Source organism: Flexivirga caeni (assembly GCF_003724155.1).
GTDB classification, from domain to species: Bacteria; Actinomycetota; Actinomycetes; order Actinomycetales; family Dermatophilaceae; genus Flexivirga; species Flexivirga caeni.
Map to the genome: position 1 here is coordinate 1 of NZ_RJJQ01000004.1, position 26,512 is coordinate 26,512.

At 66.0% G+C, this 26,512-nt stretch carries 19 protein-coding genes and 1 tRNA gene; 5 read left to right on the plus strand and 15 right to left on the minus strand.

Annotated elements, in window-relative coordinates; translation table 11 throughout:
• Window positions 1-417: 417 nt before the first annotated feature.
• The 3 genes from EFY87_RS05695 to EFY87_RS05705 form a co-directional block, all read right to left on the minus strand.
• Window positions 418-1,794, minus strand: coding sequence for an AAA family ATPase (locus EFY87_RS05695; protein WP_123270518.1), 1,377 nt, complete (start codon window positions 1,792-1,794; stop codon window positions 418-420).
• Between the two features lie 184 nt (window positions 1,795-1,978).
• The gene (locus EFY87_RS05700; RefSeq protein WP_148043263.1) at window positions 1,979-2,995 is read right to left on the minus strand and encodes a hypothetical protein; all 1,017 of its coding nucleotides are present in this window, start codon (window positions 2,993-2,995) and stop codon (window positions 1,979-1,981) included.
• Window positions 2,996-3,234: 239 nt separating this feature from the next.
• On the minus strand, window positions 3,235-5,190 hold the full coding sequence (locus tag EFY87_RS05705) for an SIR2 family protein (RefSeq protein WP_123270520.1): 1,956 nt from the start codon (window positions 5,188-5,190) through the stop codon (window positions 3,235-3,237).
• A gap of 786 nt (window positions 5,191-5,976) precedes the next feature.
• Between EFY87_RS05705 and EFY87_RS05710 the strand changes: the two genes are divergently transcribed.
• Both EFY87_RS05710 and EFY87_RS05715 read left to right on the plus strand, forming a co-directional pair.
• Window positions 5,977-6,921, plus strand: coding sequence for a site-specific integrase (locus EFY87_RS05710; RefSeq protein ID WP_158607521.1), 945 nt, complete (start codon window positions 5,977-5,979; stop codon window positions 6,919-6,921).
• 221 nt (window positions 6,922-7,142) lie between these two features.
• Complete coding sequence (locus EFY87_RS05715) at window positions 7,143-8,609, plus strand: hypothetical protein (protein WP_123270522.1); 1,467 nt, start codon at window positions 7,143-7,145, stop codon at window positions 8,607-8,609.
• Between the two features lie 191 nt (window positions 8,610-8,800).
• Here the strand turns inward: EFY87_RS05715 and EFY87_RS05720 are convergent.
• Window positions 8,801-8,873 (minus strand) — tRNA-Lys (locus tag EFY87_RS05720).
• 171 nt (window positions 8,874-9,044) lie between these two features.
• Here EFY87_RS05720 and EFY87_RS05725 point away from each other — a divergent pair.
• From EFY87_RS05725 to EFY87_RS05735, 3 genes are read left to right on the plus strand one after another with little or no spacing between them, the layout of a single operon-like run.
• Window positions 9,045-10,235 (plus strand): alpha/beta hydrolase, encoded by a 1,191-nt coding sequence (locus tag EFY87_RS05725; protein ID WP_123270523.1) that lies wholly within the window; start codon window positions 9,045-9,047, stop codon window positions 10,233-10,235.
• A 51-nt stretch (window positions 10,236-10,286) separates the two neighbouring features.
• Window positions 10,287-12,839 (plus strand): DEAD/DEAH box helicase, encoded by a 2,553-nt coding sequence (locus EFY87_RS05730; protein WP_123270712.1) that lies wholly within the window; start codon window positions 10,287-10,289, stop codon window positions 12,837-12,839.
• Window positions 12,840-12,895: 56 nt separating this feature from the next.
• A complete protein-coding gene (locus tag EFY87_RS05735; RefSeq protein WP_123270524.1) occupies window positions 12,896-13,543 on the plus strand; it encodes a hypothetical protein in 648 nt (215 codons plus the stop codon).
• A 22-nt stretch (window positions 13,544-13,565) separates the two neighbouring features.
• Here the strand turns inward: EFY87_RS05735 and EFY87_RS05740 are convergent, their stop codons facing one another.
• The 11 genes from EFY87_RS05740 to EFY87_RS05790 all read right to left on the minus strand — a co-directional run bounded on the left by EFY87_RS05740 (window position 13,566) and on the right by EFY87_RS05790 (window position 26,505).
• Window positions 13,566-15,209 carry a class I adenylate-forming enzyme family protein gene (locus tag EFY87_RS05740; RefSeq protein ID WP_245988495.1) on the minus strand — a complete coding sequence of 548 codons (1,644 nt, stop codon included), beginning with the start codon at window positions 15,207-15,209 and terminating at the stop codon, window positions 13,566-13,568.
• A gap of 22 nt (window positions 15,210-15,231) precedes the next feature.
• Window positions 15,232-16,494 carry a beta-ketoacyl-[acyl-carrier-protein] synthase family protein gene (locus tag EFY87_RS05745; protein WP_181445450.1) on the minus strand — a complete coding sequence of 421 codons (1,263 nt, stop codon included), beginning with the start codon at window positions 16,492-16,494 and terminating at the stop codon, window positions 15,232-15,234.
• 332 nt (window positions 16,495-16,826) lie between these two features.
• On the minus strand, window positions 16,827-17,111 hold the full coding sequence (locus tag EFY87_RS05750) for a hypothetical protein (protein WP_220093531.1): 285 nt from the start codon (window positions 17,109-17,111) through the stop codon (window positions 16,827-16,829).
• A gap of 92 nt (window positions 17,112-17,203) precedes the next feature.
• A complete protein-coding gene (gene pstB / locus EFY87_RS05755) occupies window positions 17,204-17,980 on the minus strand; it encodes a phosphate ABC transporter ATP-binding protein PstB (protein ID WP_123270526.1) in 777 nt (258 codons plus the stop codon).
• Between the two features lie 31 nt (window positions 17,981-18,011).
• On the minus strand, window positions 18,012-18,986 hold the full coding sequence (pstA, locus tag EFY87_RS05760; protein ID WP_123270527.1) for a phosphate ABC transporter permease PstA: 975 nt from the start codon (window positions 18,984-18,986) through the stop codon (window positions 18,012-18,014).
• On the minus strand, window positions 18,983-19,993 hold the full coding sequence (gene pstC / locus EFY87_RS05765) for a phosphate ABC transporter permease subunit PstC (protein ID WP_123270528.1): 1,011 nt from the start codon (window positions 19,991-19,993) through the stop codon (window positions 18,983-18,985). Before pstC ends, pstA begins: the two co-directional genes overlap by 4 nt.
• A 93-nt stretch (window positions 19,994-20,086) precedes the next feature.
• Window positions 20,087-21,250, minus strand: a complete 1,164-nt coding sequence (gene pstS, locus EFY87_RS05770) for a phosphate ABC transporter substrate-binding protein PstS (RefSeq protein ID WP_123270529.1) — start codon at window positions 21,248-21,250, stop codon at window positions 20,087-20,089.
• A gap of 166 nt (window positions 21,251-21,416) precedes the next feature.
• On the minus strand, window positions 21,417-22,361 hold the full coding sequence (locus EFY87_RS05775; RefSeq protein WP_245988496.1) for an NUDIX hydrolase: 945 nt from the start codon (window positions 22,359-22,361) through the stop codon (window positions 21,417-21,419).
• Window positions 22,358-24,625, minus strand: a complete 2,268-nt coding sequence (locus EFY87_RS05780; protein ID WP_123270530.1) for an RNA degradosome polyphosphate kinase — start codon at window positions 24,623-24,625, stop codon at window positions 22,358-22,360. Before EFY87_RS05780 ends, EFY87_RS05775 begins: the two co-directional genes overlap by 4 nt.
• A gap of 158 nt (window positions 24,626-24,783) precedes the next feature.
• Window positions 24,784-25,626 carry a mycothiol synthase gene (gene mshD, locus EFY87_RS05785; protein ID WP_123270531.1) on the minus strand — a complete coding sequence of 281 codons (843 nt, stop codon included), beginning with the start codon at window positions 25,624-25,626 and terminating at the stop codon, window positions 24,784-24,786.
• Window positions 25,627-25,794: 168 nt separating this feature from the next.
• Window positions 25,795-26,505 (minus strand): winged helix-turn-helix transcriptional regulator, encoded by a 711-nt coding sequence (locus EFY87_RS05790; protein WP_123270532.1) that lies wholly within the window; start codon window positions 26,503-26,505, stop codon window positions 25,795-25,797.
• Between the last annotated feature and the right edge of the window lie 7 nt (window positions 26,506-26,512).

A 26,512-nucleotide genomic window follows, 5' to 3' on the forward strand; every position in this document is an offset into this window, starting at 1 on the left:
CGATACGCCAAACGCGCCGCCTACTACGCCGCCGAAGTCACCATCGCTGGCATCATCCTCTGGCTACGCAACGATTCACAGGACACGCCCTAGCTGCTTCGAGCGACGTTCGCCAGCATCGCGTCCTGGAGCCTGACCACCTGGGCACCTGCGGACACGGACGAACAATGAAAGGTAGGGACTGACATCGAAGCCTTTCTCCGGCCGCTCCCCAGTTGCGCCGTTGACCAACGCTGAGATCGTCTATGTCGCAATGTGGCGGTAGGTGTCGCGTTTCGTTGCGCACGGCACCCACCGCGAGACAAACCCACATGCACGATGACGCGAGCAGTGGGGGCAGACATGCTGGCGGAGGGGCCGCCGTTCATGTGACCTGAGTGATTCCATGTGTCAGAGCACTGAGTCCTCACGAACGCATTACTGATTCTTGTATCTGCGGACACGCTCGAACCAGGATCCAACGAATGCGTGCTCCTTCTCCAACTCTTCTACTGGTGGAGGCACGTAGTTCAGCGCGGTGTCCTTGTCATGACGCCGAGCCCATCGAGAGCACCGCTTGTACGATTCCTGAAACTGCTTGTTGTCCTCAGGGGTGATTTGCGCCACCACTTTCATCATTGTGACCTGGATCTCCAGGTTGCCGCGATTTACCAGGGCGTCTGCGATGTTTTGGCTGACGAAGCGCTCCCATGTCTCAGATAGTTGCCCTGCCCACATGCTGACCTCGCGGTCATACACTTCGTCGTCCCAGTCGGGCGCCGCCTTCTTGATACGAACCAGGTCTTGCTTCAGCTCTCCGAGGCGGGCTTGGGCGTCCTTCACCGCCCAAGGGTGATCCTCGCGGCACGCACCCGGGCGTTGGTCGCCTCGGCTGCGTTGCACGCTACGAGTAGTGACCGCCGTGTTTTCCTCTCCTGCGAAACGGTTGATGTCCGCGGAGAAGGTTGCGTCGTGAGTGAACACGATGACTTGGCGGTCGTGGGCGAGTTCCACGAGCCGCTGGGCGACTCGACCGCGCCTTTCGTGGTCGAGGCTCGTGACGGGATCATCGAGCACAAGCGTGGACCGAGATTGGTCGAAGTACGCCTCTGTAAAGAACCCAGCGAGGCCAAGCGCTGTCTGCTCTCCCTCGGACAGCACTTGGGGAAGTGTGGCGTTCAGGGTGGCGTCGATGAAATCGGGTTTATGCAGCAGCACCCCGTGACGGCCCTTCTTGTCCTGAAGCGTGACCTGCTCAACTCGGAGCCGATCAGACTCCCGAGAGAACCGGTCCTGAACCGCCACGGTCACATACTTTCGGGTCAACTCGCCCGCTTTGGTGGTGAGGCCAGTGGTTGCGGTCTGTTTACGGGCCTCCTCGATCTGGTGGCGTTCCCGGAGCCGGTGTCGTTCCGCGACAGCATCATCTTTGACATGCGCAAGAGCAATCCGGGCTCCCAGGTCCCGACGCTGCCGGGTCACTTGCTCGATGCGTTGCGCGAAACCTTCTCCTTCGAGGGCTGAGGCTCTACCGTCCAGATCGTGTGCCAACGAGTCAAGGTCTTGCAGCAGGTCCGCGGTGTCGATGTCAGGCAGGTCTGAACCAGCGACCTCCGTGATCAGTGATAGCTGCCGAACACGAAACGCGTCCACCAGCCGCTCTACTTTGCGCTTCAATTCCTCAGCATCGTCCGCGATCGCAGCGACGGCGACCATCACAGGAGCCGGATCCACATCCACGGCGCGCAGCCGCTGAACCTGGTCGGCCAACTCGATTTCGGCTTCCGTGGCCCGCCGTTCGGTGTCGTCCGTCATGAACGACTGGAAGCGGTCGAGTCGCTCACTCGCAGCTACGGTCAGTGGCTGCTGGCACAGAACGCAATGTGCCCCATCGCCAGTATGCGGGAATGCCTCAGACGGGTATGCCTCATCCAGCGAGAATCGCTTCGCTGATTCCCACAGCGACCGCCACGCCGCGCTCCCAACACCGCTCACGGGTTCATCGTCGAACGATGACCCAGACGCCAGCGCTGCCACGCAAGCCCTGCGCAGCACTCTGGCGACTCCGCAACTCGGCGACCGACTCGGCCCCCAGCCGGTCTTCCAGGGACATGAGGTGCGCTACGACCGTCTTGACATCAGCCGCCACCCGCCGAAACCGGGCCTGCTCCTTCGAAGGATCCGTTGATCGCAGACGGGATTCCTCCGTCTGCAGCCGAACCATCTCATCGGCGTGATCAGCCGGGAGCCGGCAAGCGGTCTCGATCTGCTCGTCAGAGGTATCCCACGTCAATGTGTCGGCAAACACTGCAGACGGTGACCCCGACTCGAAAGCTGGCAGCCTGACGCCGGCACGATCGTTCTCGGCGAGCATCCGATCCAGCTCCCGCCGCACGCCCTCGCAAGCCTCGTACAGATCATCAAGCAGAGTGAGAGCAGAGGGACGGTAAGAGATTTCAGATTCCGTTGTCAGGTAAGCGTCTCCACACTTCTCGTCATAGAACGTCACGCGGCCCAACGGCAACGGAGGCGCGTCTGCAAGGTCCGCTTCGTCGGAAACATCGCCGACCGAGTAATCCAAGAAGCCTTCGCGCTCCTGTCGCACATCGCCGAACACGTCAGGAAGAATTGTCTCGTGGTGCCGGGTTCGGACCATCTGCTTGATCAACCGCGCGTATCCGGACTTCCCGCTCCCGTTAAACCCGAACACTACGGTCACGCCGTGTCGACCGAATGTCAGCCGCTCATCAGCGCGGAGCCGATTGACGTTCCTGACTTCGCGAAGACAGTTCAGAACAACCTGATTGTTCGAAGTGTCGGCGGGCGCGGCTGGTGAGCGGACTCTTGATAGCCAGCCGCCATGCGGCGCCGCTGGGGTCGGTGCCAGCAATGATCGGGCGATTTCCGCGTACGCGTCGGTGCTGAGTCGTTCCCCTGAGGCAAACTGCGCCAACAGCCGTTGTTGCCACCACGGTCGAGATTCAGCCCACTCCATCAACTCGTCGTACAAGCTCACGCCTAACCTCCGACCAGCCTGCGTCGGCGGTGCCCCGCCCTCTCAGACAACCGATGGGTATCTGAATCTAGATAATGAGTCACGCGCTCAACGTAGCTACCACAACGCGATGAGGTTGGCACTTCCTGAGGGATCGCCCAATCCTATTCGAACGGGTGACAAGGTCGGCGTTGTTATCGGACGCCATGGCGGACTCGATGCCCCTCAGTGGGGTCTTTGTGTGGCGATGCGTCACCGATTCACTCAGGTATCGCAGGGTGCGCGCGCAGCCACCAGTCGTCTAGCCAGCATTCGGGTACACCGACGTAGGACTGGACGACGGACGCAGCTTCGTACTCCCACCGGTCCTGGTCCTGGCTGCCTTGACGCCCCAATGCGGAACTCACGACCTTCAGGGCCGCGGCAGCCGCCTCCGGCGAGGTGAACATTGCTGATGTGTTCAGCGGATGACTGGGCTCCACACTCACGACGCTGGCAAGATCGTCCGCGGCGGGGCACCGCCAGGAGAGGTCCCATCCGAGAAACGTGTCACGCACGAACACTCGAACCGGTCCAGTGCGCACTGCGCTCATCAACGAGCCAAGTCCTCGGTGCCAGTTCTCCCATGCCTCCGTCTGTTCCTGGCTTCCCGCTGCCTGGTCTAACTTGTCCAACGCGGCCTTCTTGCTTTCAACGTCCGCGACCTGCTGTTCGAAGTCGTCCGTGCGGGACAGGAGCCAAGCGAGGCGCAACACCTCGAACTGTTGCCAATATTGCTGAAGACCGTCCCCACCCAGTCCGAGAGCCTCACGCAGGATTGGGTCGAATCGTTCTCTCATCTCGCGTGGGTCCGGGGTCGCTTCGCCAGCGGGAATGAGGTGGGCTGCCAAGTACTCGCGTGTGCCGTCATAGCGACTATGAGGCCGCCGGGTGAGCCGAAAGAGACGATTAAGCAGATCAAACCGTTGGGCAGCCACCGCCGCGATCCCGGCCGCATACATCAGCATGGTGCCCGTGACTTGGCGCGCGCCAAGCATCCGCAGCTCACCACTTTCATGCGTGACGACTGCGAACCGAGGGACCTGATCAACCCACCACCCATCGGTCGCGGAGTCGCCCCAGTAGGCCAGCACAGCTACCAGCGCGGTACACACGCTGCTGGCTTCCTCGATCCGTGCCCGAACATCCACGAAATTGCTGGTGCTGTACGGCGGCTGAAACTCCGGTAACTCATGCAACTGGTCAAACTCGCGATGCAACGAATCATGCACGCCGATGGCCACCTCACGACCCGACAACTCCCGCTTCGCCGTCCCCACCGCAACGGGCACCGTCAGAGGGTGCCTCGCGCCCGCGGATTCCAAGGCGGTGACCGCATCAGCAAGCCGCCCGAAGAAATGGTCCGCGTTGTCCTTAACGTATCGCCCTCCTTTGAGAGTCAGCAGCTGTTGGGCTGTTTCGCTCATCTGCCCAGGCTCACACCACGTCAACGACAAACGCCCGAGTGCCGCTATTGCGACGACATCTCGGAGGGCCGGGTCATAATCGGCGGACCAACCGGCAACGATCAACCCATAGTCCTCCAAGATCTTGCTAAGGAGGGCAGACCTCGCGTTGTCGTAATGGTCGAGTTCGGCGAAAGTGTTGAGCATCGACTGCGGGTTGGTGTAGACGCCGTGGAGGTGGACCACGCAACACTTGAGCGTGTGCAGCGGGCGGACTCCGGCGGCGTCCGCCACGCTCGCTACGACAACGGGCTCGATACCCGCCTCTCGCAGCGCCGTCTCGATCAACACATCAAAGTTTAGTGTGACGATCACTCGAACCTGGCCACCCGCCACCAGCCGTGCGATCGCGCGATGCGCAGCTGTCGGACGCTTCGCCTGACGATCTCGCTCGTCCTCCGTCGGTTCAAAAAATGCCGCCAATACCGCCTGGCGATCGACCTGCGTCGGCGCCACCCGTGCCAAGAGTTCTTGATACTGCGGCTGCTGCCCGTACTCGCGCTGATACCACTCCAGCGCATCCTCGTCGTCGCCGTCCGGTGCCACGACCGCACGTGCCCTCTCGGTGAGCTGCGTCAGCACACCCCACGCCGACGGGATACCCGCAGCCATAGACACGCCTGCACCAAGTATCAGCGCGCGAGCACCAGGGTTGGTAGTCAGTGAGAACGCCAGACTCAGCAGTGCATCATCATTGGGATCTGAACTCATGAGGCGAAGTTAGCGCGTACATGCTGGCACGGAACGAAGGCGTGCAAGCACTCCGTGAAGTAGCCGTCAGTGCAATCGTTGAGCCGCTGGGCCGGGTCGCCGACGGGTGTGCATCACAGACCCACGGCATAGCCATCGATGGGATCTCTTGTGCGGTCGCCACGGGGTGCCGAAGATGTCGCAGCTGTGCTCAAGGCGGGTGGGCTCGAAATCGCGGGCTGGGTGCGCTGAGGCCGCCAATTCTGGCTGTCTGTGATCGGTTCCTTGGCAACATGCCGAGGGCCGAGTTACTAGACCGTGACTGTTGACGGCGTTAACCTGAGCAAGTTCCGAGAGAGAACCGCACTGTCCAGCGCTGTGACCGGCAGCATGATGTAAGGGGTCAGACCGGTGTCTCTCTCGCATTCCTGTTTTGTTCGTGGCAGGTTCTACGAACTGCTGCCAAGTACACGCTGTTGGGTCGAGACTCACCTCCACTCCACTGTCACTTTAGTCTGCCGCGCGGTCGGGATCAGTGACTTCATCGTGCCCGGCGCGGTGACCGAACCAGGTGGTCGCGCGGTCGGATCGGGGGTGAGTCGCCCCGAGATGCCATAGACAACGCTGAAGGCCCAGGCTGCCCTGCCTGGGCCTTCGAAGCGTATAGCGCCGCCGAGGCCTGCAATGTCTCGGCTTCTGAACTTTCACTCACCCGATGAGGGGCTTCGTCATGCCATTATGCGTTCGCGATCTCGCGGCCGTCAACACTGTCCAGTCGCGTGTCACCGCAGTAGCCGGTGGGCGGCCGTGACACGGTACGTTCTTGTCCGCGGTGTCCGGTGCGCCACCGGCACCGAGGTCATTGACCACTTCTCACCCCCGCCATCGCTGCTCGCACCCGACTTGTGGGAAGCCGATGCGTCGACCATTCGGGCGGTCGTGGCGGCTGCGGCGTTCGAGTCGCCGCACAGCGCGCGCGCCGCAATTCGGTGCACGGCAGCCTTATTTTCCTGGGCCCACGAGATGGGGCTGTCCACGGACCCCGAAGCGTTGTTCACACCGGACCGTGTCGACGCCTACGTCGGCTCCAAATCGTCGCTGACTGTCCGATCCCGAGGAACCTACAGGTCGATGCTCAGGCGCGTCGGCCGCGCGGCGACGGTCCGGGCGCCGTGGCCTCCGCTGGCCGAGGACCTCGGGCCTGGGGCTGCTGCCTCGACGCCTTACACGGCTGACGAGGTCCACCGATTTTGGCAGGCGGTGGACGCCCAGGCGACCAAGCGTCGACGACGCACGATGCGAACAATCCTCGCGTTGGGGCTGGGCGCGGGCGTGAGGACGAGCGAGCTGGTTGAGGTCACCGCAGCGGACATCAGCCTCCATGAGGGTGCAGGTGTCCTGTGCCTGACGCTCACGGACCGTGTCACACCGATTCGTGCCGAGTACGCCGACGTCGTCGATGACTTGTGTGCCAGGAATCCGACCGGGCCACTGATCGGCGCGCCGACGTCGGCCCGCGATCGGCTCCACCGGTACGCGAAGGGCACGGAGATCCCGATGGATGTGCCACCGCTGAAGGTGCGACGACTGAGGTCTACTTGGGCCGTCGCGGTGCTCAGCAGCGGGATCACCATCAGCGAGTTCAACCGCATCGCTGGAGGCGTCTCCGCCCGCACCCTCGACATGCTCACCCAGCACGTGCCATGCCGAACCAAGCACGGTGAGTACCTGCGACTTGCAGCAGGTCGGTAGAAACCATGGCCAGAACTAGACACCTGAAGCGGCCGCCGCCGCCGATCAGGGTCACCAACTACGAGGTGCGCTGCGCCCTGGGCGTTCTCAACCGTTGTTCGCTCCTCCCAGTACTTCAAGAGCGCATGACAGCTGCAACCGGTAGGCCGCGGGCGCAGACATGGAAGACTCATCTGTGTTTGTGGCTGCTGACCGTCATCAGGTGCCCGAACCGCCAGCACATGAGCCGCACCGAGAGGATCACGCGCGGCCTGACCCCAGCACAGCGTCGGATGATCGGTGTGCGCGGCAACGCCGTGCCGTATTCGCAAATCGAAAGCGCCTTCGAAGACTTGGCGCGGGGATTTCACCCAACCGTCGACAAAACCACGGGCGAAGTCCACGATGCGCGTATCCCGTTCACACCGACCGAGTTCAACAGTGCGATCGCGCGCGCCGCGATCCCCGAGTGCATACCGGAACCTGCCGAACAAGCACTCGACTCGACCGATATCGAAACGTTTGCGTGCCGACGCTCCTGGAGTAAAGACGGCCGCCCCGACCTTCCCGACGGATCACTTGAAGTCGATGACAAGGCGCCGAAACCCAGGGCCAGTGAGACCGGTTGGCCGCGAGTGGGCGACGACGGCCGATTCATTCACACCAAGGACCGGGAGGCCAGGGAAGGGTGGCGCAGCGAGCGCGATGGCAAGTTGCCGGTGTTCAACGGATTCGATCTTCATCTACTGGTCGACGCGACTCCCTGGGGCGAGCAAGGATATCCGCCGCTCATCCGGGCGTTAGCCCTCGCTCCCGCCGGGACCCTCAAGTCTGAGCCCGGTTTGGACGCGATCCGTGCAGCGAAGTCCTTGGGCTCGCGAATCACGTGTGTGCTCGTCGATCGGGGATACAGCATCCTGACCACCGATCACTGGTGTGGACCGCTCGCGGAGGAGGCTGTCGAGCAAGTCTTCACGCTCCACACGAACCAGCGCGGCCAACACCCAGGGCCGATGTCCAAGACGCTCGTGATCGACGGAGGGCTGTTTGTCGACTCCGTTCCGCCGCGGCTGCGGGAGCTGCCACCGCATAATGCGTGGGCACCGAAACGTGAGCAGCTGGAGCTAGCCGCACAGTACGACGAAAGAGAAGCATTTGCCTTCCGGTCAACGCGCAGGCCAGACGGTGCCAACCAGCAATACGAGGGTCCGGCGAGAGCAGGCAAGGTTCGCTGCGCGAACAACCCCGAATCGATGCGACTATCCGCCGCGACGCATCCCACGACCAACTGCGTGCGCGGCGAACAATGCTCGTGTTCGACACGCAAGACCTTGGGCCGGGAATACTTGCGCCTGCGCCAACGGCACCGCTACGGAACAACCCGATGGCTTGCGGACTACGGCCGCCGCAACAGCGTCGAGTCCGCGAACTCCATCTTCAAGGTGCACGAGATCGGCTTCACTAAAAACACCGTCCGCGTGTTCGGTCGACTCAAGCATGGGCTCTGGGCCGCGCTGGCGGCAGCCGTGATCAACCTCCACCTTGTCGAGACGGGCTACGGCATCGAACCATGCGGCCAACTGCCAGCGGGACCGATCGAACCGCTGCTGCCCGTAACCCCGAGCAAGGCACTGCACTGCAAGATCGGACGCCGCGGCCCCCCGCCGAAAGACATCAACACCCTTCTGACAGAACCAAAGACGGCCTGACACATCTGTTGATGACACCTGCCCAACGAAGCCACATGGCGCACTGATCGGCTCTTCAACGGCTCCGGGATCAGCCTCCGGGCGATTCCCGCCGCCGATCCACCCCAGAATCAGCCCCACACATCTCCGCTCAAGCCGGTGAGTCGAGTTTCGTGAATTCAGGCAGGGCAGTTTCGTGAGACTGCCCAGAGTGGGCCCTGTGGGGCTCGAACCCACAACCTACGGATTAAAAGTCCGCAGCTCTACCAATTGAGCTAAAGGCCCGCGCGCGTTGCGCCCCGTAAGCGTAGTCAACGGCGGGCGCCGAGTCACACCAGGAGGCTTGATCCGGCGCGCTGCGCATGTGACCAGGCATCTTCCAGAGCAGATGCAGGAAACCCTGGTGCGCGCGAGGCACAATGAAGACCGCAGTGGATCGGCCCAGCCGGGCTGGTCATGGAAGAAGCATCGGGGGACGGTCGTATGGCGCCGAACGGCATCGGCACAGTCGTCGTTGCCTGGGTCCTGGCGGTTCTCGCGTTCGGCGCACTGCTGGTGTGGTGGCCGAAGCTGTCCGGCCGCGGCTGGCGCACGATGCTCGGACGAGCAGCGTCGCAACTGGTCGCGACACTGCTCGTGCTGGTCGCCGTCGCGGCGACCATGAACGCCGAAAACGGCTGGTATGCCGACTGGTCCGACATTCGCGGTCAGGTGCTCGGCGATGCACCGCCGCACGGCGCCCAGGTCACGTATGGCGCGAACCCGCTCCAGGCCCGCCGCCAGCCCGCCGCCATCGCGGCCGATCACCGCGCGGCGGAGACCTACGCCACCCAGCGGGAGAACTGGGTGCCCGGGAAGCGCAGCACACCGCCGTCCGGTGGCACCTATGTGCACACAACCATGCCCGGCCCGGACGGGCATCCGGCGAAACTGACGGTGTGGCTGCCCGCGGCATACTTCACCCAGCCGCACGAGACCTTCCCGGTGATCGAGGCGTTTCACGGAGTGCCGGGCACGCCGGACGACTTCCACCGGCCGGTCCACCTCGGCGCGATCATCAGCCGGCTCGTCGCGCGTCACGAACTCGCACCGACCATCGTCGTCGCGCCCGGCTACACCCCGGACGGGCTCGACACCGAATGTGTCGATGCACCCGGCATGCCGATGCTGACTTGGCTGACCAAGGACGTGCCCGCGTGGGTGGTCGCCCACCTCCGGGCGCGACCGGACCGTGGCTCATGGGCCACCATCGGCTACAGCGCCGGCGGTTACTGTGCGGCGCTGACGGCGATGCACCGGCCGCAGCAATACGGATCGATGATCGTGCTCGGCGGCTATTTCCACCCGATCTTCAACGGCCGCAACCCGTTCGGCCGCAACACGCCCCCGTCATACGACCTGATGCAGGTGGAGCGCACGGACCCATCGCCGGTGGCGGCCTGGGTGCAGGTCGCGCTGCAGGACCCGGTGTCGGGGCGGGTGAGTGAGCGCTTCGCGCAACGCGCCCGGGCACCCATGTCGGTGACCACCGTCGAATGGCGCCGCGTGGGTCACCGGTTCAGCGTATGGATCTCGGCGATGCCGCTCGCGCTGGAGTGGCTCGGGCAGGCACGAGCCAGCTTCCGCCCCGGCGCCGCGGCCGACTGACCCGTCGCGAGTGAGCCGCGGCGCCGGCCAGCTGGGAGGATGGGCCACACCATGAACCTCTACGACCGGCTGCCCGCCACCGACGACCCGGACCGTGCCTACGCGGCGTTCGTGGACTGGACCGCCGAGCGCGGTCTGACCCTCTACCCCCACCAGGAGGAGGCGATCATCGAGGTGCTCGGTGGCGCCAACGTCATCCTGGCGACCCCGACGGGTTCGGGGAAGTCGATGGTCGCCACTGCGGCGCACTTCGCGGCGCTCGCCGGCGACCGCGTGAGTTTCTACACCGCACCGATCAAGGCGCTGGTGTCCGAGAAGTTCTTCGCGCTCTGCGAGACCTTCGGCGCGGACAACGTCGGCATGCTGACCGGGGACGCGTCGGTCAACGCGGACGCACCGGTGATTTGTTGCACTGCCGAGGTGCTCGCCAACATCGCGCTGCGTGAAGGGCGCACGGCGGATGTCGGCATGGTCATCATGGACGAGTTCCACTTCTACTCCGAGCCCGATCGCGGGTGGGCCTGGCAGGTGCCGCTGCTGGAGTTGCCGCAGGCCCAATTTGTCCTGATGTCAGCAACGTTGGGCGATGTGTCGGTCTTCGAGGACGAACTCACCAGGCGCACCGGCCGACCCACCGCCACGGTCTCCGGCGCCGAACGCCCGGTGCCGCTGAGCTTCCGGTGGGCGATGACGCCCTTGCACGAGACCATCGAGGAACTGCTCTACGCCAAGGAGGCGCCGGCGTATGTCGTGCACTTCACCCAGGCCGCGGCGCTCGAACAGGCGCAGGCGCTGATGAGCATCAACATGCTGAGCAAGACCGAGAAGGAGCGCATCGGCGAGATCATCGCCGGGTTCCGTTTCTCCGCCGGTTTCGGCAAGACGCTGAATCGCCTGGTGCGCCACGGCATTGGCGTGCACCACGCGGGCATGTTGCCGAAATACCGCCGCCTTGTCGAGACTCTCGCGCAGGACGGGTTGCTGAAGGTCATCTGCGGCACCGACACCCTCGGCGTCGGCATCAATGTGCCGATCCGCACGGTGATCTTCACCGGGCTCACCAAATTCGACGGCACCCGGCAGCGGTTGCTGAAGGCGCGGGAGTTCCACCAGATCGCCGGCCGGGCCGGCCGGGCCGGCTTCGACACCACCGGCAGCGTCGTCGTACAGGCACCCGAGCACCAGATCGAGAACGCCCGGGCACTCGCCAAGGCCGGTGACGACCCCAAGAAGCTGCGCAAGGTGCAGCGCAAGAAGCCGCCCGAGGGCTTCGTCAACTACACCGAGGAAACCTTCGACCGGCTCGTTCACGCCGACCCCGAGCCGCTGCAGTCGCGCATGCGTATCACGCACTCGATGCTGCTCAATCTCATTGCACGCGAAGGGAATCCGTATGTCGCGGTGCGCGACCTGGTGCAGCAGAACCACGAGGACCCGCGGCGGCGACGCCGGCTGGCGAAGCGTGCGATCACCCTCACCCGCGAGCTGCTGACTGCCGGAGTCGTCGAGCGGCTGCCGCAGCCCGAGCCGGACGGACGCGGCATCCAGTTGCTGACCGACCTGCAGGACGGCTTCGCGCTCAACCAGCCGCTCGCACCATTCGCCCTCGCCGCGCTCGACGTCCTGCCGGCACCCGACGACCCGACCACCGACCAGTCGGTGCACGCGCTCGACGTCGTCTCGGTGATCGAGTCGATCCTGGAAGATCCGCGTCCCATTCTGCTCGCCCAACGCCGCAAGGCCCGCGGTGAGGCCGTCGCGCAGATGAAGGCCGACGGCATCGAATACGACGAACGCATGGAGCTGCTGGAGGACGTCACCTGGCCGCAGCCGCTCGCCGAACTGCTCGATGCGGCGTTCGAGACCTACCGCAGTCACCAGCCATGGGTGGGGGAGCAGGCGTTGTCACCGAAGTCGGTCGTCCGGGAGATGTATGAAAACGCCTGGAGCTTCGGTGATCTCGTGCGCTACTACGAGATTGCGCGGTCGGAAGGCATCGTGCTGCGCTACCTGTCCGACGCCTATCGCACGCTGCGGCAGACCGTGCCGGACGGCGCGAAGACCGATGAACTCGACGACCTGATCGAGTGGCTGGGTGAGATCATCCGGCAGACCGACTCCAGTCTGCTCGACGAGTGGGAGGAACTGGTCAACCCCGCCCTGCACGAGGAACGCGCCGCTGCACTGGTGCACACGCCCCGGACCATCACGAGCAGCAAGGCCTTCGCCATCCAGGTCCGGCAGGGGATGTTCCGGCGGCTGCAGCTCGCCGCACGGCGGGACTTGGTGGCCCTCGCCGCACTGGAGCGCGCAGTCGCTGCCTCCACCGATCCGCCGACCGAGATCGTCATGGATGAATCCGCCTGGCACGACGATCTTTCCGCATATTTCGCGGATCATGACGAGATGCTCCTCGATGCGGACGCGCGCGGGCCGTCATACCTGCGCATCGAGCGCGGACCACACAAATGGCAGGTGCGGCAGGTGATTCACGACCCGGAGGGCGACGGGGACTGGGGGATCGACGCCGAAGTGGACCTGCCGGCAAGCGATGCGGCCGGGCAAGCGGTGATCGTCGTGCTGGGACTCAACAGGATGGACTGAGCCGCCGGACAGGTGCGTCGCTTACGGTTGGGGGTGAGCGAGGAGAGTGAAGGTGCATGACGAACTCAAGCGACAAGCGGCGTCACCCGCGTCGTCCGACGATGTTCAGTCCGGGCGCGCTCGACGCGCACAGCTCCGGAGGGGTTGACCCTGCTGAGGTTTCGGAAATCGCGCATGAGTCCGCCGCGGTGCTCGTCGGTGCCGGGCGGGCCACGGAAGATCCGGACGTGACGAGGCGGCTGGTGCGACTGGTCGACGAACTCGGCATGGCGACGGTCGCGCAACTGTGGGGGGCGCAGCCCCCGGTGAGTCTGCCCGGCGCGTTGTGGCGGCTGTACGCGATCCACGAGTCGGTGCGGCGTGACGCGGTCGGCGCAGCCATCGACTACGACCTGGGGCGGCACTATGCCGATGTGCAGCACGCGGTTGCCGGTGCCGCCGAACCTCCCTCGCCCGACGGACTGCGCGAGCTGGTCGACTCCATCCTGTCGGGGGTCTTCGAAGGAGACCTGGCGGTCGCGCTCGAGCGGGCCGCGGCGTTCTGCCGGGTGACCTCGATCGGCCGGGCTCACCGGGCCGACGATCACGACGGGCATGACGAGCCGGGCGCGAGCGCCGCGACGAGAAGCGCCGCGGCATTGCTGGGCACTGCACACGACCTCGAACGTGCGGCCGCTGCCTGGAGGGTGGGCAACCTCACCTGAGGAGGGTCGCTCCCGGCGGCGGTCAGGGCTGCACGAGACCCGAGGCGCCGCCGGGCTCGCGGAGCGCGGCGCGCATTACGTAGTGCATCTTCTTGCCGGTCGCCGTACGGGGCAGGGCATCCACGAAGGAGAAGCGGCGCGGTCGCTTGAAATCGGCCAGCATCGGGTGAGCGCGGCAGTGCGCGTCCAGTTCGCCCGCCGTGACCCCGCCCGGACGCGCCTGGACATAGGCGACCACGATCTCGCCCCAGCGCGGATCCGGCAGCCCGACGACGATCGAGTCGACGACGCCCGGATGCTCGTTGAGGACCTCCTCGACCTGCACCGGGTGCACGTTCTCACCGCCGGAGATGATCATGTCGTCCTTGCGGCCGACGACGGTGACGTATTCGTCGGCGTCCCAGGTTCCGAGGTCCCCGGAGTACAGCCACCCATCGCGGAACTTCGCCTCCTGCTCGGCCGGGTTCCCGGCATACGCGTAGCCCGACTTGAGCGATCGCATGATGATCTCGCCGGTCGTGGCACCGTCCTGCGGGACCAGGTCGTCGGCAGCGGCCGGCCGATCGGGGTAGGAGTGCACGACCCGCACGTCGTCGTCGGTGCACGAACGTCCCGCACTTCCGGCGTGTTCGGGGAGATCGGCCGGACGCAAGAACGTGTTCCAGAAGGCCTCGGTCGTGCCGTAGCCGTTGAAAACCCTTGGGGTAAGCGTCTGTTGGTAACGCAGGGCGGCGGCTCGCTCCAGCGGCGCGCCCATCGTCACGACGCCACGCAGCGTGCTCAGATCGCGTGGGCGGGCCTCCTGCGCGTCGGCGAGCATGGCGAGGTTGGTGGGTGCGCCGATGAGGAATGTCAGCCCGCGCTCAGACACCAGATCCAGGCATCGGTCCGGGTCGAAGCTGCGCATCGCGACGGACGCTGCGCCGGCGTAGAACGTCGCGTTGGGGCCGCCGGGGGAGATGCCGCCACGGTGGAACCACGGCGTCATGTTCAGTGTCTTGTCCTGTGGCTCCAGCGGGAAGTGCATGATCACGTCGTGCGCGGTCAGCACCTCCGCCGCGTTCGGCAGCGGGACGCCCTTCGGCATACCCGTCGTGCCCGATGTGTGCAGCCGGACCGACTCGTCCCAGGCGGTCGCCCCGTCATACGGCGCGATCGGATGTTGCGCGAGCAGCGCGTCGAACGACTCGACAGCTCCCGCCCGTGCCCTGTGATCGGCGGTGACCGACGCGACCAGACCCGGGCGGCACCCCGAGATCCGCATCGCCTCGTCGGCGACGTCGCGCAGCGACTCCTCGAAAATGTATGCCGCAGGCGCGCATTCGTGCAGCACGTGGGAAGTCTCGCCGGGTGAAAAGCGGAAGTTGACCGGGCACGCGATCGCGCCGAGATGACCTGCGGCCAGGTAGAGCTGCGCCCACTGCGCGCTGTTCAGCAGCTGGAAGGCGATCAGGTCGCCGCTGCCGACGCCTCGTTCGGCGAGCCCGGCAGCCAATCGGGCGACGTCGGCACCAAGTTCGGCGTAGCTCCAGCGCCGGTCGTCGGTGGTGTCGTGCAACGCCAGCCGGTGCGCGTAGCGGGAGACGTTCCGGCGAAATCCGCGGGTGAACGTGAAGGTTCGCTCGAAGACCTCTCGATAGGCGGTCGGGTCATAGGTGTAGGGCACCGCGACTCCTTTCGGCATGTGTTCAGCGGTCGGGGGAGCCCAGCACGGCGACGCAGTTCTGGCCGCCGAAGCCGAAGGCATTCGTGACGGCGACGGAGACCGGCGCCGTACGCGCGGACCCGGGCACGTAGTCCAGGTCGCATTCCGGGTCGGGCGTCGTCAGGTTGATCGTGGGCGGTATGACGCCGCGGTCGATGGCGAGCGCGCAGGTCATCACGCCGAGTGCCCCTGCGGCGCCGATGAGATGACCGACCATCGACTTTGGCGCGCTGACGGCCAGGTGCCCAGCGGCTGGTCCGAACGCGCTGTGTATCGCGGCGGTCTCGGTGCGGTCGTTTGCCTTGGTGGAGGTGCCGTGGGCGCACACGTAATCGACGTCCGACGGAGCCACGCCGGAGTTGTGCAGCGCACCCGAAATCGCTTGCGCGGCATACGTTCCGCCGGGTGACGGTGCGCTGACGTGGAACGCGTCAGCGGTCAGTGCGCCGCCGAGAATCCTGGCGTAGGCGCGCGCTCCACGTCGCCGGGCGTGCGCTGCGGACTCCACCACCCCGACCACTGCGCCTTCACCGAAGACGAACCCGTCGCGGTCGGCATCGAACGGCCGGCTCGCCGCCGCAGGGTCGTCGTTGCGTTTGCTGAGCGCGCCCATCGCCTGCAGCCCGGTGAACATCACTTCGGTGATGGCGGCGTCGGTGCCGCCGCAAACGACGACGTCGGCCTCGCCGGCCAGCACGATGCGCCGGGCCGCGAGGAAGGCTTCGACCCCGCTGGCGCATGCCAGCGCACTGGCCGTGACCGGCCCATGCGCGCCGAGATCGATCGCGACCTCGCACGCAGGCATGTTGGTCAGCGAGGACGACACGAAGTAGGGGCTGACGCGACCCGGGGCGTTGCCGAGAAGCTGCCGGGTCGCGTGCTCGACCGTGTCGAAACCCGCGACGCCGGCGTTGATGACGACCGCGAGGCGGTGTGCAGGGATGCCGCCGTCTCCGGCGGTGTCGTCGGCGATCCGCAGGCCGGCGTCGGCGGCCGCCTCGCGGGCGGCGGCGATCGCGAACTGGGTGAACCGCGCCGTCCGACGCAACCGCTTGACGTTTAGCAGTTGCGCGGCGTCGAAACCCTTGACCTCGGCGGCGATGTGCACCCCCAGGGCTGAGCTGTCGAACGCGGTGATCTCCGCCACGCCACTGACTCCGGCACACAGTGCCTGCCAGCAGGTCGCAACGTCATTGCCGACCGGCGTCACCGCGCCGAAACCGGTGATCACGACGTCATCGGACATTGCTCACCCCATCGATTCGCTATGTATTGCGGTGCAATCACTCTAGCCAGCACTGGGTCGTATGGCGCCCTGCGGCGTACGCAACCTTCGACGGTCGAGGTGTGCGTCGCGAAATGCGCCCTGCGGCGTACGCAACCTTCGACGGTCGAGGTATGCGTCGCATGGCGCTGCGTTCCGCGAGTGGTTGCGTCGGGCCGGGAGCGCCTCACGGCGCACGGCCGCTCGTAGCGGCTAGTTTTGGGACCCGGGGCTGCCGCGGCCCGACGCACCATGAAGCCTAACGGCATTCCGGCCGGGGTTTGTTCCCATCCGCAGCCTTCGGGCGGAGGCCCTCAGCGCTGGTCGATGGCCGCGAGCATGATCTTGCCCTTGCCGTCGCACTCGGAGCGGTGCTGGCGGGCGTCGTCGCGGGCCTTGTCGCGCGAACGACGGGCGCGCCCGGTCCAGTCGCAACTCTTGCAGTAGCCGAAGGCGAAGTTGCCGTCTTCCCTGGTCAAGTCCTCCGTGAGCGGCACCAGGTGAGCGGTGTGCTTGTCGCCGTGGGCGTCCTTGACCTTGAGCTGGTCGCCCTTGCGCTTCAGGAACCGCGGCCTGCGGTCGTCCTTGCTCTTCGCCACCCATGAATGATGCCCGAACAACGTCTGGCGGACGAGTGGCGGGTCGGGACGGACCGGGCTCACCCGAAGCGGCCACCGGAAATGTGGTCCTGCTAGCCGAATCGGCCGGAGATGTAGTCTTCCGTGGCCTTCTTGCTCGGGTTGTTGAAGATCTGCTGCGTGTCGTCCATCTCGATCAGGTTGCCGGGCTTGCCGGTGGCTTCGAGGTTGAAGAACGCCGTCTTGTCGGACACCCGCGCAGCCTGCTGCATGTTGTGGGTGACGATGACGATGGTGAACTGTTCCTTGAGCTTGGTCACCAGGTCCTCGATGGCCAGCGTGGAGATCGGGTCGAGCGCGGAGCACGGCTCGTCCATCAGCAGCACCTGCGGTTCGACCGCGATGGCGCGGGCAATGCACAGCCGCTGCTGCTGGCCGCCGGAGAGCCCGGCGCCGGGCTTGTTCAGCCGGTCCTTGACCTCGTTCCACAGGTTGGCGCCGACGAGTGATTCCTCGACCTTCTGGTCGAGGACCTTCTTGTTGCGCACGCCGTTGAGCTTCAGCCCGGCAATGACGTTGTCGCGGATCGACATGGTGGGGAACGGGTTCGGGCGCTGGAAGACCATGCCGACCGTGCGGCGCACGGCAACCGGGTCGACCGACTCGGCATACAGGTCCTCGTCGTCGAGCATGACCTTGCCCTCGACCCGGCCGCCGGGGGTGACCTCGTGCATCCGGTTCAGGGTGCGCAGGAAGGTGGACTTCCCGCAGCCGGACGGGCCGATGAACGCCGTCACCGATCGTGGCTCGACGGTCATCGAGACGCCTTCGACGGCCATGAAGTCTCCGTAGAAGACGTTCAGGTCCTTGACGTCGATTCGCTTACCCATGAAGTGTTTTCCTCGTTCTCGCGGCAAAGGGTCAGCGCTTGACCTTGGTGAAGTGGCCGATCAGCCGGCCCAGCAGATTGATGCCCAGCACAAGCAGGATCAGCGTGCACGCTGCACCCCACACCCGCTGCTCGGCAATGTGGACGTTGATGTTCAACGCCTGGTCGTTGATCATCGTCGGCAACGCCGCCATCGACCCGTGGAACAGGTTCTGGTTGAGATATTGAGTGTATGACGCGAGCAGCAGGAGCGGCGCTGTCTCGCCCATGACCCTGGCCAGCCCGAGCAGGCCGCCGGTGATCACCCCCGAGAGGCAGCTGGGCAGCACGATGCGCAGGATGGTCTTCCACTTCGGCACGCCCAGCGCGTATGACGCCTCCCGGAGTTCATTCGGGACGAGCTTGAGCATTTCCTCGGTGGACCGCGTCACCACCGGGATCATCAGCATCGTCAGCGCGAGGGAGGACGCGATCGGCAGAAGGGTCCAGTGGAAGGTCGTGACCCATACGGCATACACGAACAGTGCGGCGACGATCGAGGGGATGCCCGACATGATGTCGACCATGAAGCTGACGATCCGGGCGAACGGGCTGCTGCCGTACTCGACGAGGTAGATCGCGGTCAGGACGGCGATCGGGACTGCGATGACGGCGGTCGCCAAGCCCATCAGCAGCGTCCCGACGATCGCGTGGCGTGCGCCGCGGAGGTTGTGGTCGAATGCCGGCGCGCCCGCACCGGACTGGTCCTTTTCCCACCAGTTCACGTGCAGCACCGGCTGCAGCCCCTTGGACAGCACGGTCCACAGGATCCAGACCAGCGGGATCAGTGCGATGAAGAATGCTCCCCAGATCAGCACGGTCGCGATGCTGTTCTTCAATGCCCGGGCACGGGACTTTCCATGATCGATGCCACCGAGACCGCCGCCGGGTGACGTGTCGTCTCCGCTGTGCGCGTCCGAGTACTTCGCGGGGATCCCGGGGCCTGGTGGAGCCGCTTCGGCGGTCATTCGGAGAAGGCCTTCCTGCGCTCGATGATGATGCGGGCGATCGCGTTCACCACAAAAGTCAAGATGAAGAGCACCAGGCCGGCCGCGATGTAGGCACCCATCTGCCGGGTATCGGAGATGCTCTCCGGCGCGTTCGCAGCAATGTTGGAGGCAAAGGTCGAGCCGCCGTTGAACAGCGACCAGGACCAATTCGCGCCTTGAGGGAGGGTGGACAGGATGAGCATGACCGCAATCGTCTCGCCGAGTGCCCGGCCCAGGCCGAGCATGGAGGCGCTGATCACTCCCGGCCGACCGAACGGCAGCACGGTGGTCCGCAACATCTCCCACTTGGTCGCGCCGAGCGCGATCGCCCCTTCACGCTGTGTCATCGGCGTCTGTGCGAAGACCTCGCGGGACAAAGCGGTGATGATTGGCAGGATCATGATCGCAAGCACGACCCCGACGAAGAAGATCGTGGTGCCCCCGCTGATCCCCGGAACTCGGCCGAACAACGGAATCCAACCGAATGCGTCCTGGATCCAGGACTGCACGTGCGCGAACTGGGGCGCGACGATATAGGCGCCCCACAGGCCGTAGACGATGGACGGCACTGCGGCCAGCAAATCGATGATCGCGGCGGCAGGCTGGGCGAGCCAGCGGGGCGCGTAGAAGCCCAGGAACAGCGCGATCGCGATCGAGAACGGCACGGCAATCACCAGTGCGATCACCGAGGTCGCCACGGTGGTCCACAGCAGTTGGACGATGCCGAACTTCAGCGGGCTGGTGGACCACTCGGTGGAGGTGAAGAAATCGGCGTGATTCGCGCGCAGCGCAGGAATCGCGCGGACGACGAGGAATACCCCGACGAGGACGACGATGGCGAGCACGACACCGCCGGCCAGCCGGGTCATGCCGCCGAACAGCCGGTCGCCGAGGCGCCCGGTCGATGCGCGGTCACCGCGCAGCGGTGGCTCCCCCTCGGGACCGGGTGTCTCGTCGGTGAATGACGCACCGGTCACTGACGACATGGGTTTCCTCTACTTTCTGGCCGGATGCAGGTCATCCGGCCACGTCTGCACGGTGCGCGTGGTGCGCACCGTGCAGACAATGGTGCCGTCGGATCAGGAGATCGCCGCGATCGATTCCTGCACCTTCTGCTGGATCGACTTGGGCAGCGGTGCCGAGCCGACCTGGGTCAGCGTGCCCTGGAAGCCGTCCGAGGCGAGATAGGTCAGGAACGCCTTGACGTTCTTGGCGGTCGTCGGGTTCGAGTATTTCAGGCAGGCGATCTCGTAGGTCGCGAGGACGATCGGGTACGCACCCTTGGCCTTGGTGTTGTAGTTGATCGCCAGCGAGACGTCCTTGCCAGTGCCGACCACCTTGGCGGCCGCGATGGCCTGACCGGCCGACTCGGCGGTCAGCGCCACGGGACCGGAACCGCTGTCCATCTCGGCCATGTTCAGTTTGTTGGTGATCGCGTACGACCACTCGTCGTAGCCGATGGCGCCAGGCGTGGAGGAGACCGCCTGACCGACGCCGGCGCTGCCCTTCTTGCCCTGGCCGACCTTGCCGGTCCACTGCTTGCTGTGCTGGTCGGGCCAGTCAGTCTTGTCGGTCTGGTTCAGGAAGTTGCTGAAGTTGTCAGAAGTGCCGGAGGCCTCGGAGCGGAAGAACACGGAGATCTTCTGGGACGGCAGCTTGACGCCCGGGTTCGCCTTGGCGATCTCGGCGTTGTTCCACTCGGTGATCTTGCCGGAGAAGATCTTCGCGGTCAGCTGCGGGGTCAGGATCAGCTTGCCCACACCCTTGAGGTTGTAGATGACGGCGATCGGACCGACGACCATCGGCAGGTCGATCGCTTGGGAGCCGCAGGACGCCTTCGCCTTGTCCGGCTCACCCTTGGCCGGGTCCAGCGCCGAGTCAGAACCGGCCCAGTCGGTCTGCTTGCCGATGAAGTCGGTGATGCCCTGGCCCGAGCCGCTGCCAGTGTAGGAGGTCTTGGCGCCCTTGCACTGCTGGGTGTATGCCGCAATGGCCTGGTTGATGGCGTTCTGCTGGGCGGTGGAACCACTGGACTTCAGGCTCCCGCTGAAACAGGTGGCCGAGCCACCTGCCGACGATCCGCTGCTCGCACTGGAGCCGGCCGAGGCGCCTGCAGCGCTGCTTGAGGAGGAGTTGCTTGAGGCCGAGTTGCCGGAACTGTCGTTGCTGGCCGAACCACATGCAGCGAGCCCGAACGCCGCGGCCGCGGCAATGCTGGCGGCTGCGATACGCGAGTTCTTCACAGAGAATGCCCTTTCAAGAGGCGCAATGTCATCGGCGAGCCGTCGGCTCGCATGTTCGGCGGGTCGAGAGTGGCCCACCGAGCGATGACGGTAAGGAGCGCACGTGACGCGTGGTCATTACCGCGGTGAACTTCGCGTGAACGAGACGGGACGGGTTGTCGTCGCCTCAGCTCGGCCCGTGGCGTTCGACACTCACCAGCTGTGCGTTCCCGCCTCGGCCGGCGATCTGGCACACCAGCGCTTCGCCCTTCGCCATACCCTCGTCGGTCGCTTCGGTGAGGGCGTCGTATGACGCGCAGCCCGGCGCGGTGAGCTTGCGCAGTTCGAGCAGCACCGTCGGCAGGACGGGGCGGTGCGTACACAAGGCGGCCGGCTCGGCGCGTTCGACGAGCCGGGCGACCTGCCGCCCGGCCTTGTCGGGGTGCTCGGCGAAGGTCTCCTCCGTCAGCCCCGTCTTCGGCACCAGCTGGATGCCGGCCGCCGCGGCATACGGTTGCACGGTGGCGAAACAGCGCGCCGACGGGGAGGTGATCACCCGACCGATGCCGTAGGCGGCGAGGATCGGCACGAGTGCCTTGGCCTGCTCGCGTCCTGCCGCGTCGAGCGGACGCTGCGGGTCGGGTTTGGCCCAGCCCTTGCGCGACACGCACTCCCCGTGCCGGACGACGACGAGCGGCCACGTCTGCAGCGTGCCGGCTCGCTCGGCGTCGACGACCGCCTGCAGTTGCAGGGCATCGCGCACGTAGCTGAACCGAACCTGCGCCTGCGCGGGGGTCAGCCACGCGACCTCGTCGATCTCGTTCTCGAGGTCGCCGCTGCCGCTCATGACCTCAGCGGCCCAATAGCGGATCTCCTTGAGCTGCCCGCGCTGCATCGAATAGACCGAGCGGGGCAGCGGTATGCCGAGACGCGGCCGGAACCCGGTCTCCTCCAGCACTTCTCGTGCGGCCGCCTCGACCCAGGTCTCGCCCGGGTCCACCTTGCCCTTGGCCCACGACCAGTCGTCGTACTTAGGGCGGTGCACCATCGCGACCTGCAACTGGTCGTCCTTGCGACGCCACAGAACTGCGCCGGCTGCGGGCACGGTCGGGGCGGCGGTGTGTGCCGTCACCGGCGTCGTGCCTTGCGCTTGCGCTTGGCATAGGTCGCCATCAGGTCGGCCTGCAGGTCGCGCAGTGGAATGCCGTGCTCGTCGAGGTGGTGGCGTTCCCACCGGGCATCGCCCTGCAGGTGCCACGACGAGGTCTCCTCCGCCATACCTTCGTCGAGCAGCGCACCGAGGGTCGCGATGTGCTTCGGTTCGGTGATCCGGACCAGGGCCTCCACCCGCCGATCCAGATTGCGGTGCATCATGTCGGCGCTGCCGATGAAGACCACGTCGTCCTCGCCCTCGACCACGAAGCGGAAGACCCGGGAGTGCTCCAGGAACCGGCCGAGGATGGAGCGGACGCGGATGTTCTCCGACAGGCCGTCAACGCCAGGACGCAGCGCGCAGATGCCGCGCACCCAGATGTCGACCTGCACGCCCGCCATGGATGCGCGGTAGCAGGCGTCGATGATGTCCTCGTCGACGATCGAGTTGACCTTGATCTGCACCCTGGCCGCGCGACCGCTCTGGGCGGCCTCGACGGCCCGGCCGATCTGCTCCAGCAGACCGGTGCGCACCGAGCGGGGCGCGACCAGGAGGCGCTTGTACCGGCTGCGTGGCGCCATGCCGGACAGCTGGTTGAACAGGCGAGTCAGGTCCTCTCCGACGTCGTTGTCACAGGTCAGCAGGCCCAGATCCTCGTAGAGGCGAGCGGTTTTCGGGTTGTAGTTGCCCGTGCCGACGTGCGAGTAGCGGCGCATCTCGCCGTTCTCCTCGCTCACCACCAGGCACAGCTTGGCGTGGGTCTTCAGGCCGACCTGGCCGTAGACGACGTGGACTCCGGCACGTTCCAGCTTGCGCGCCCAGCTGATGTTGTTCTCCTCGTCGAAGCGCGCCTTGATCTCGACGACCGCGAGCACCTGCTTGCCGGCTTCGGCCGCGTCGATCAGCGAGTCGATGATCGGCGAGTCGCCGCTGGTGCGGTAGAGGGTCTGCTTGATTGCGAGGACCTGCGGGTTGGTGGCGGCTTGCTCGATGAACGCCACCACCGACGTCGAGAACGAGTCGTAGGGGTGGTGCAGGAGTATGTCGCCCGCGCGCATCGCCGACATGACATCGGACTGCGCGGAGCGCTCGACGGGTGCCAGATCCGGGTGTGGCTTGGCCAGGAACGGCGGCCATCGCAGCTCCGAACGGTCCAGGTCGGCCAGGATGTTCAGCCCGCGCAGATCGAGCGGTTCGGGCAGGCGGTAGACCTCGTCGTCACTGACTCCGAGTTCGCGCACCAGCAGGTCCATGACGTGGTCATCCATGTCGTCGGCGACCTCGAGCCGGACCGGCGGACCGAACCGGCGCCGGGTGAGCTCCTTCTCCAGCGCGGTCAGCAGGTTTTCGGCGTCGTCCTCCTCGACCTCGAGATCCTCGTTGCGGGTCACCCGGAAGGTGTAGTGCTCACGCACCTCCATGCCGGGGAAGAGATATTGCAGGTGCTCGGCCATGACGTCCTCGATGGCCACGAATCTCGTGTCGTAGAGCTTGTCCTCGTCCTCGCCGGAAGGTAGTGGCAGCAGCCGGGACAGCAGCGGCGGCACCTTCACCCGGGCGAAGTGCTCGCGCCCCGTCTTGGGGTTGATCAGCACCACCGCGAGGTTGAGCGACAGTCCGGAGATGTAGGGGAACGGGTGCGCCGGGTCGACCGCCAGCGGAGTCAGCACGGGGTAGATGCGGTCGCGGAACAGCTGGGCCAGGTAGATGCGGTCGGCCTCGGTCCAGTCGTCGGGCCGGACGATGTGGATGCCGACGTCGTTCAGCGCCGGGCGGATATGCCGCTGGAACATCTTGGCGTGCACGGTCATCAGCTCATGGGCTGCGTTGCTGATCTCGTCCAGCACTTCGCGGGGCTCAAGGCCGGAGGCGGACCGCACCGCGAGGCCGGTGGCAATGCGGCGCTTCAGCCCGGCGACCCGCACCTTGAAGAACTCGTCCAGGTTATTGGCGAAGATCGCCAGGTAGCGCGCCCGCTCCAGCAGCGGCACCAGCGGGTCGCCGGCGAGTTGCAGCACACGCTCGTTGAACTGCAACCAGGAGATCTCGCGGTCGAGGAACCGGTCGGCGGGCAGCTCGCCATCGGACAGGTCGTCGAGTTCCGGTGCGACCCGGATGAACTGGCCGTTCGATCCGCGCGCCCGCTGCGCGGCGCGCGTCTGCAGCCGCACGAGCGATGCGTCGCTTGGTGCGGTCTGCGTCGCCGGGTCGTCCGCGGTGCTCAATGTCGGCTCCGATTCCATGTTCCCTATCGTTGCAAACCTTCGGTGCGCGCGCAGCCGGGGCCGAGCAGCGAACTACTGGACGGCCGAGTATCGGGGGAGCGAAGCGGAGGAGGCGTATCGACGTCGGTCGAGTGGCCGGATCGGCCGAGCGGTGGCTCCCGACCTGTGGCGCCCTCTTACGCGCCCAGGGCGGCATACATGACATCGACGCTGTCGCTGGCGAACCCGAGCCTGCGGTAGGTCGCCACCGCTGCGGTGTTGTCGCCCTCGACATACAGGTCGATGTGTATGACGCCCCGGGCGGCGAGGTGCGCCAGCCCGAGCGCGGTGACCACTTTTCCGAGGCCGTGGCCCTGGTGACCCGGATCGACCGCCACGACATATACCTCGCCGGTGTCGTGCTGCCCGGCTTCGATCTTGGTCCAGTGGGAGGCGGCGAGTTCGCCGGTTGCGTCGTCGACAACCAGGATCAGGCCCGCCGGGTCCCACCACGGCTCGGCCGCCCGCTCGTCGAAGTCGGCGCGCGTCATCCGCCCCTGCTCGGGATGATGCGCGAACGCCCGCCGGTTCAGGTCCAGCCACGCGTCCTCGTCGCCGGCTGTGAATGTCCGCGCCGTGAATCCTGTTGGCACCGTGGGTGATTCGATTGGCGGAGCCGCTTCGACCGCCCGGCTCATCCGCCAGAGGTTGCGCACGGCCGTCATACCGGCGCTCGCGGCGAGCGCCTGCGCGGCGGGCAGGTCGCCGTGCGCCCAGAAGCGCGCGCTAGGTCGCTGCTCGAGCACGCCCTGCACGATGCGGGTAGCGAATCCGTGCCGGCGATGTGCCGGGTCGACGACGAGTTCGACGGCACCGTCGTCGGCCACGTGGGCTCCGGCGACCACGACGCCGTCGCTCGTGATCACGTGCTCCGGTGCGGTATGGCGCAAAGCCAGCCGGGTCTGCTCGGAGAACGGCTCGACCCCGTCGTATGACGTGGCGCGCTCGGCGATGGACAGGAGCTCCTCGGCAGCGGTCATCCGCCCATGGTGCCAAACGGCCCCCGGATCGAGCGGACCCACAATGCACCGAGCGGACCCAATAACCGGGCCGATTTTGGGTCCGCTCGCTGCAGAAGGGGTCCGCTCGATCGGGAGGTGCGCGACTCGTGGGCGGCTCGGGTCGGGCGCGCAGGTCGTGCGGGGAGGTCAGTCGACCAGCGAAGGGTCCGCCTCGGCGTGCACGCCGGCGGTGCCGACGAAGCGGTAGCCGACGTTGCGGATGGTGCCGATGAGCGCCTCGTGCTCCGGGCCGAGCTTGGCTCGCAGCCGCCGCACGTGCACGTCGACGGTGCGCGTGCCGCCGAAATAGTCGTATCCCCAGACTTCCTGGAGCAGTTGCGCCCTGGTGAAGACCCGCCCGGGGTGAGCCGCCAGATGCTTGAGCAGCTCGAACTCCTTGTAGGTCAGGTCGAGCGAGTGACCGTGGATGCGTGCGGCATACGCGTCCTCGTCGATGATGAGCCCACCGGCGGAGATCTGGCTCGGGGTCTCCTCCTCGACCTGCTCGTGCGCGCGGCTGACGGCATACCGAAGGCGGGCGTCGACCTCGGCCGGGCCGGCGCTGTCCAGGATGACGTCGTCGACCTGCCATTCACCGGTCAGCGCGGCCAGGCCACCTTCGGTGAAGATCGCGATCAGCGGCATCGACCGGCCGGTGGTCTGCAGCACGCGACTCAAACCCCGCGCGCCGATGAGATCGCGGCGGGCGTCCAGTAGCACCACGTCGCACTCCGGCGGATCGACGAGCGCGGAGGGTTGCGGGGCGACGATGCGCACCCGGTGGCTCAGCAGGCCGAGCGCTGGAAGCACCTCGACACTCGCGCCGGGGGCGTCGGTGAGGAGCAGCAGCCGGGCCATACCTTGC

What these genes read in the sequence shown, in the direction of transcription:
- EFY87_RS05730 (WP_123270712.1), top strand. Translation starts at nt 10,287, where the DNA reads ATGAACCTCTACGACCGGCTGCCCGCCACCGACGACCCGGACCGTGCC.
- pstA (WP_123270527.1), bottom strand. Translation starts at nt 18,986, where the DNA reads ATGACCGCCGAAGCGGCTCCACCAGGCCCCGGGATCCCCGCGAAGTAC.
- EFY87_RS05725 (WP_123270523.1), top strand. Translation starts at nt 9,045, where the DNA reads ATGGAAGAAGCATCGGGGGACGGTCGTATGGCGCCGAACGGCATCGGC.
- pstC (WP_123270528.1), bottom strand. Translation starts at nt 19,993, where the DNA reads ATGTCGTCAGTGACCGGTGCGTCATTCACCGACGAGACACCCGGTCCC.
- EFY87_RS05705 (WP_123270520.1), bottom strand. Translation starts at nt 5,190, where the DNA reads ATGAGTTCAGATCCCAATGATGATGCACTGCTGAGTCTGGCGTTCTCA.
- pstB (WP_123270526.1), bottom strand. Translation starts at nt 17,980, where the DNA reads ATGGGTAAGCGAATCGACGTCAAGGACCTGAACGTCTTCTACGGAGAC.
- mshD (WP_123270531.1), bottom strand. Translation starts at nt 25,626, where the DNA reads ATGACCGCTGCCGAGGAGCTCCTGTCCATCGCCGAGCGCGCCACGTCA.
- EFY87_RS05695 (WP_123270518.1), bottom strand. Translation starts at nt 1,794, where the DNA reads ATGACGGACGACACCGAACGGCGGGCCACGGAAGCCGAAATCGAGTTG.
- EFY87_RS05780 (WP_123270530.1), bottom strand. Translation starts at nt 24,625, where the DNA reads ATGGAATCGGAGCCGACATTGAGCACCGCGGACGACCCGGCGACGCAG.
- EFY87_RS05735 (WP_123270524.1), top strand. Translation starts at nt 12,896, where the DNA reads ATGACGAACTCAAGCGACAAGCGGCGTCACCCGCGTCGTCCGACGATG.
- EFY87_RS05745 (WP_181445450.1), bottom strand. Translation starts at nt 16,494, where the DNA reads ATGTCCGATGACGTCGTGATCACCGGTTTCGGCGCGGTGACGCCGGTC.
- EFY87_RS05715 (WP_123270522.1), top strand. Translation starts at nt 7,143, where the DNA reads ATGAGCCGCACCGAGAGGATCACGCGCGGCCTGACCCCAGCACAGCGT.
- EFY87_RS05790 (WP_123270532.1), bottom strand. Translation starts at nt 26,505, where the DNA reads ATGGCCCGGCTGCTGCTCCTCACCGACGCCCCCGGCGCGAGTGTCGAG.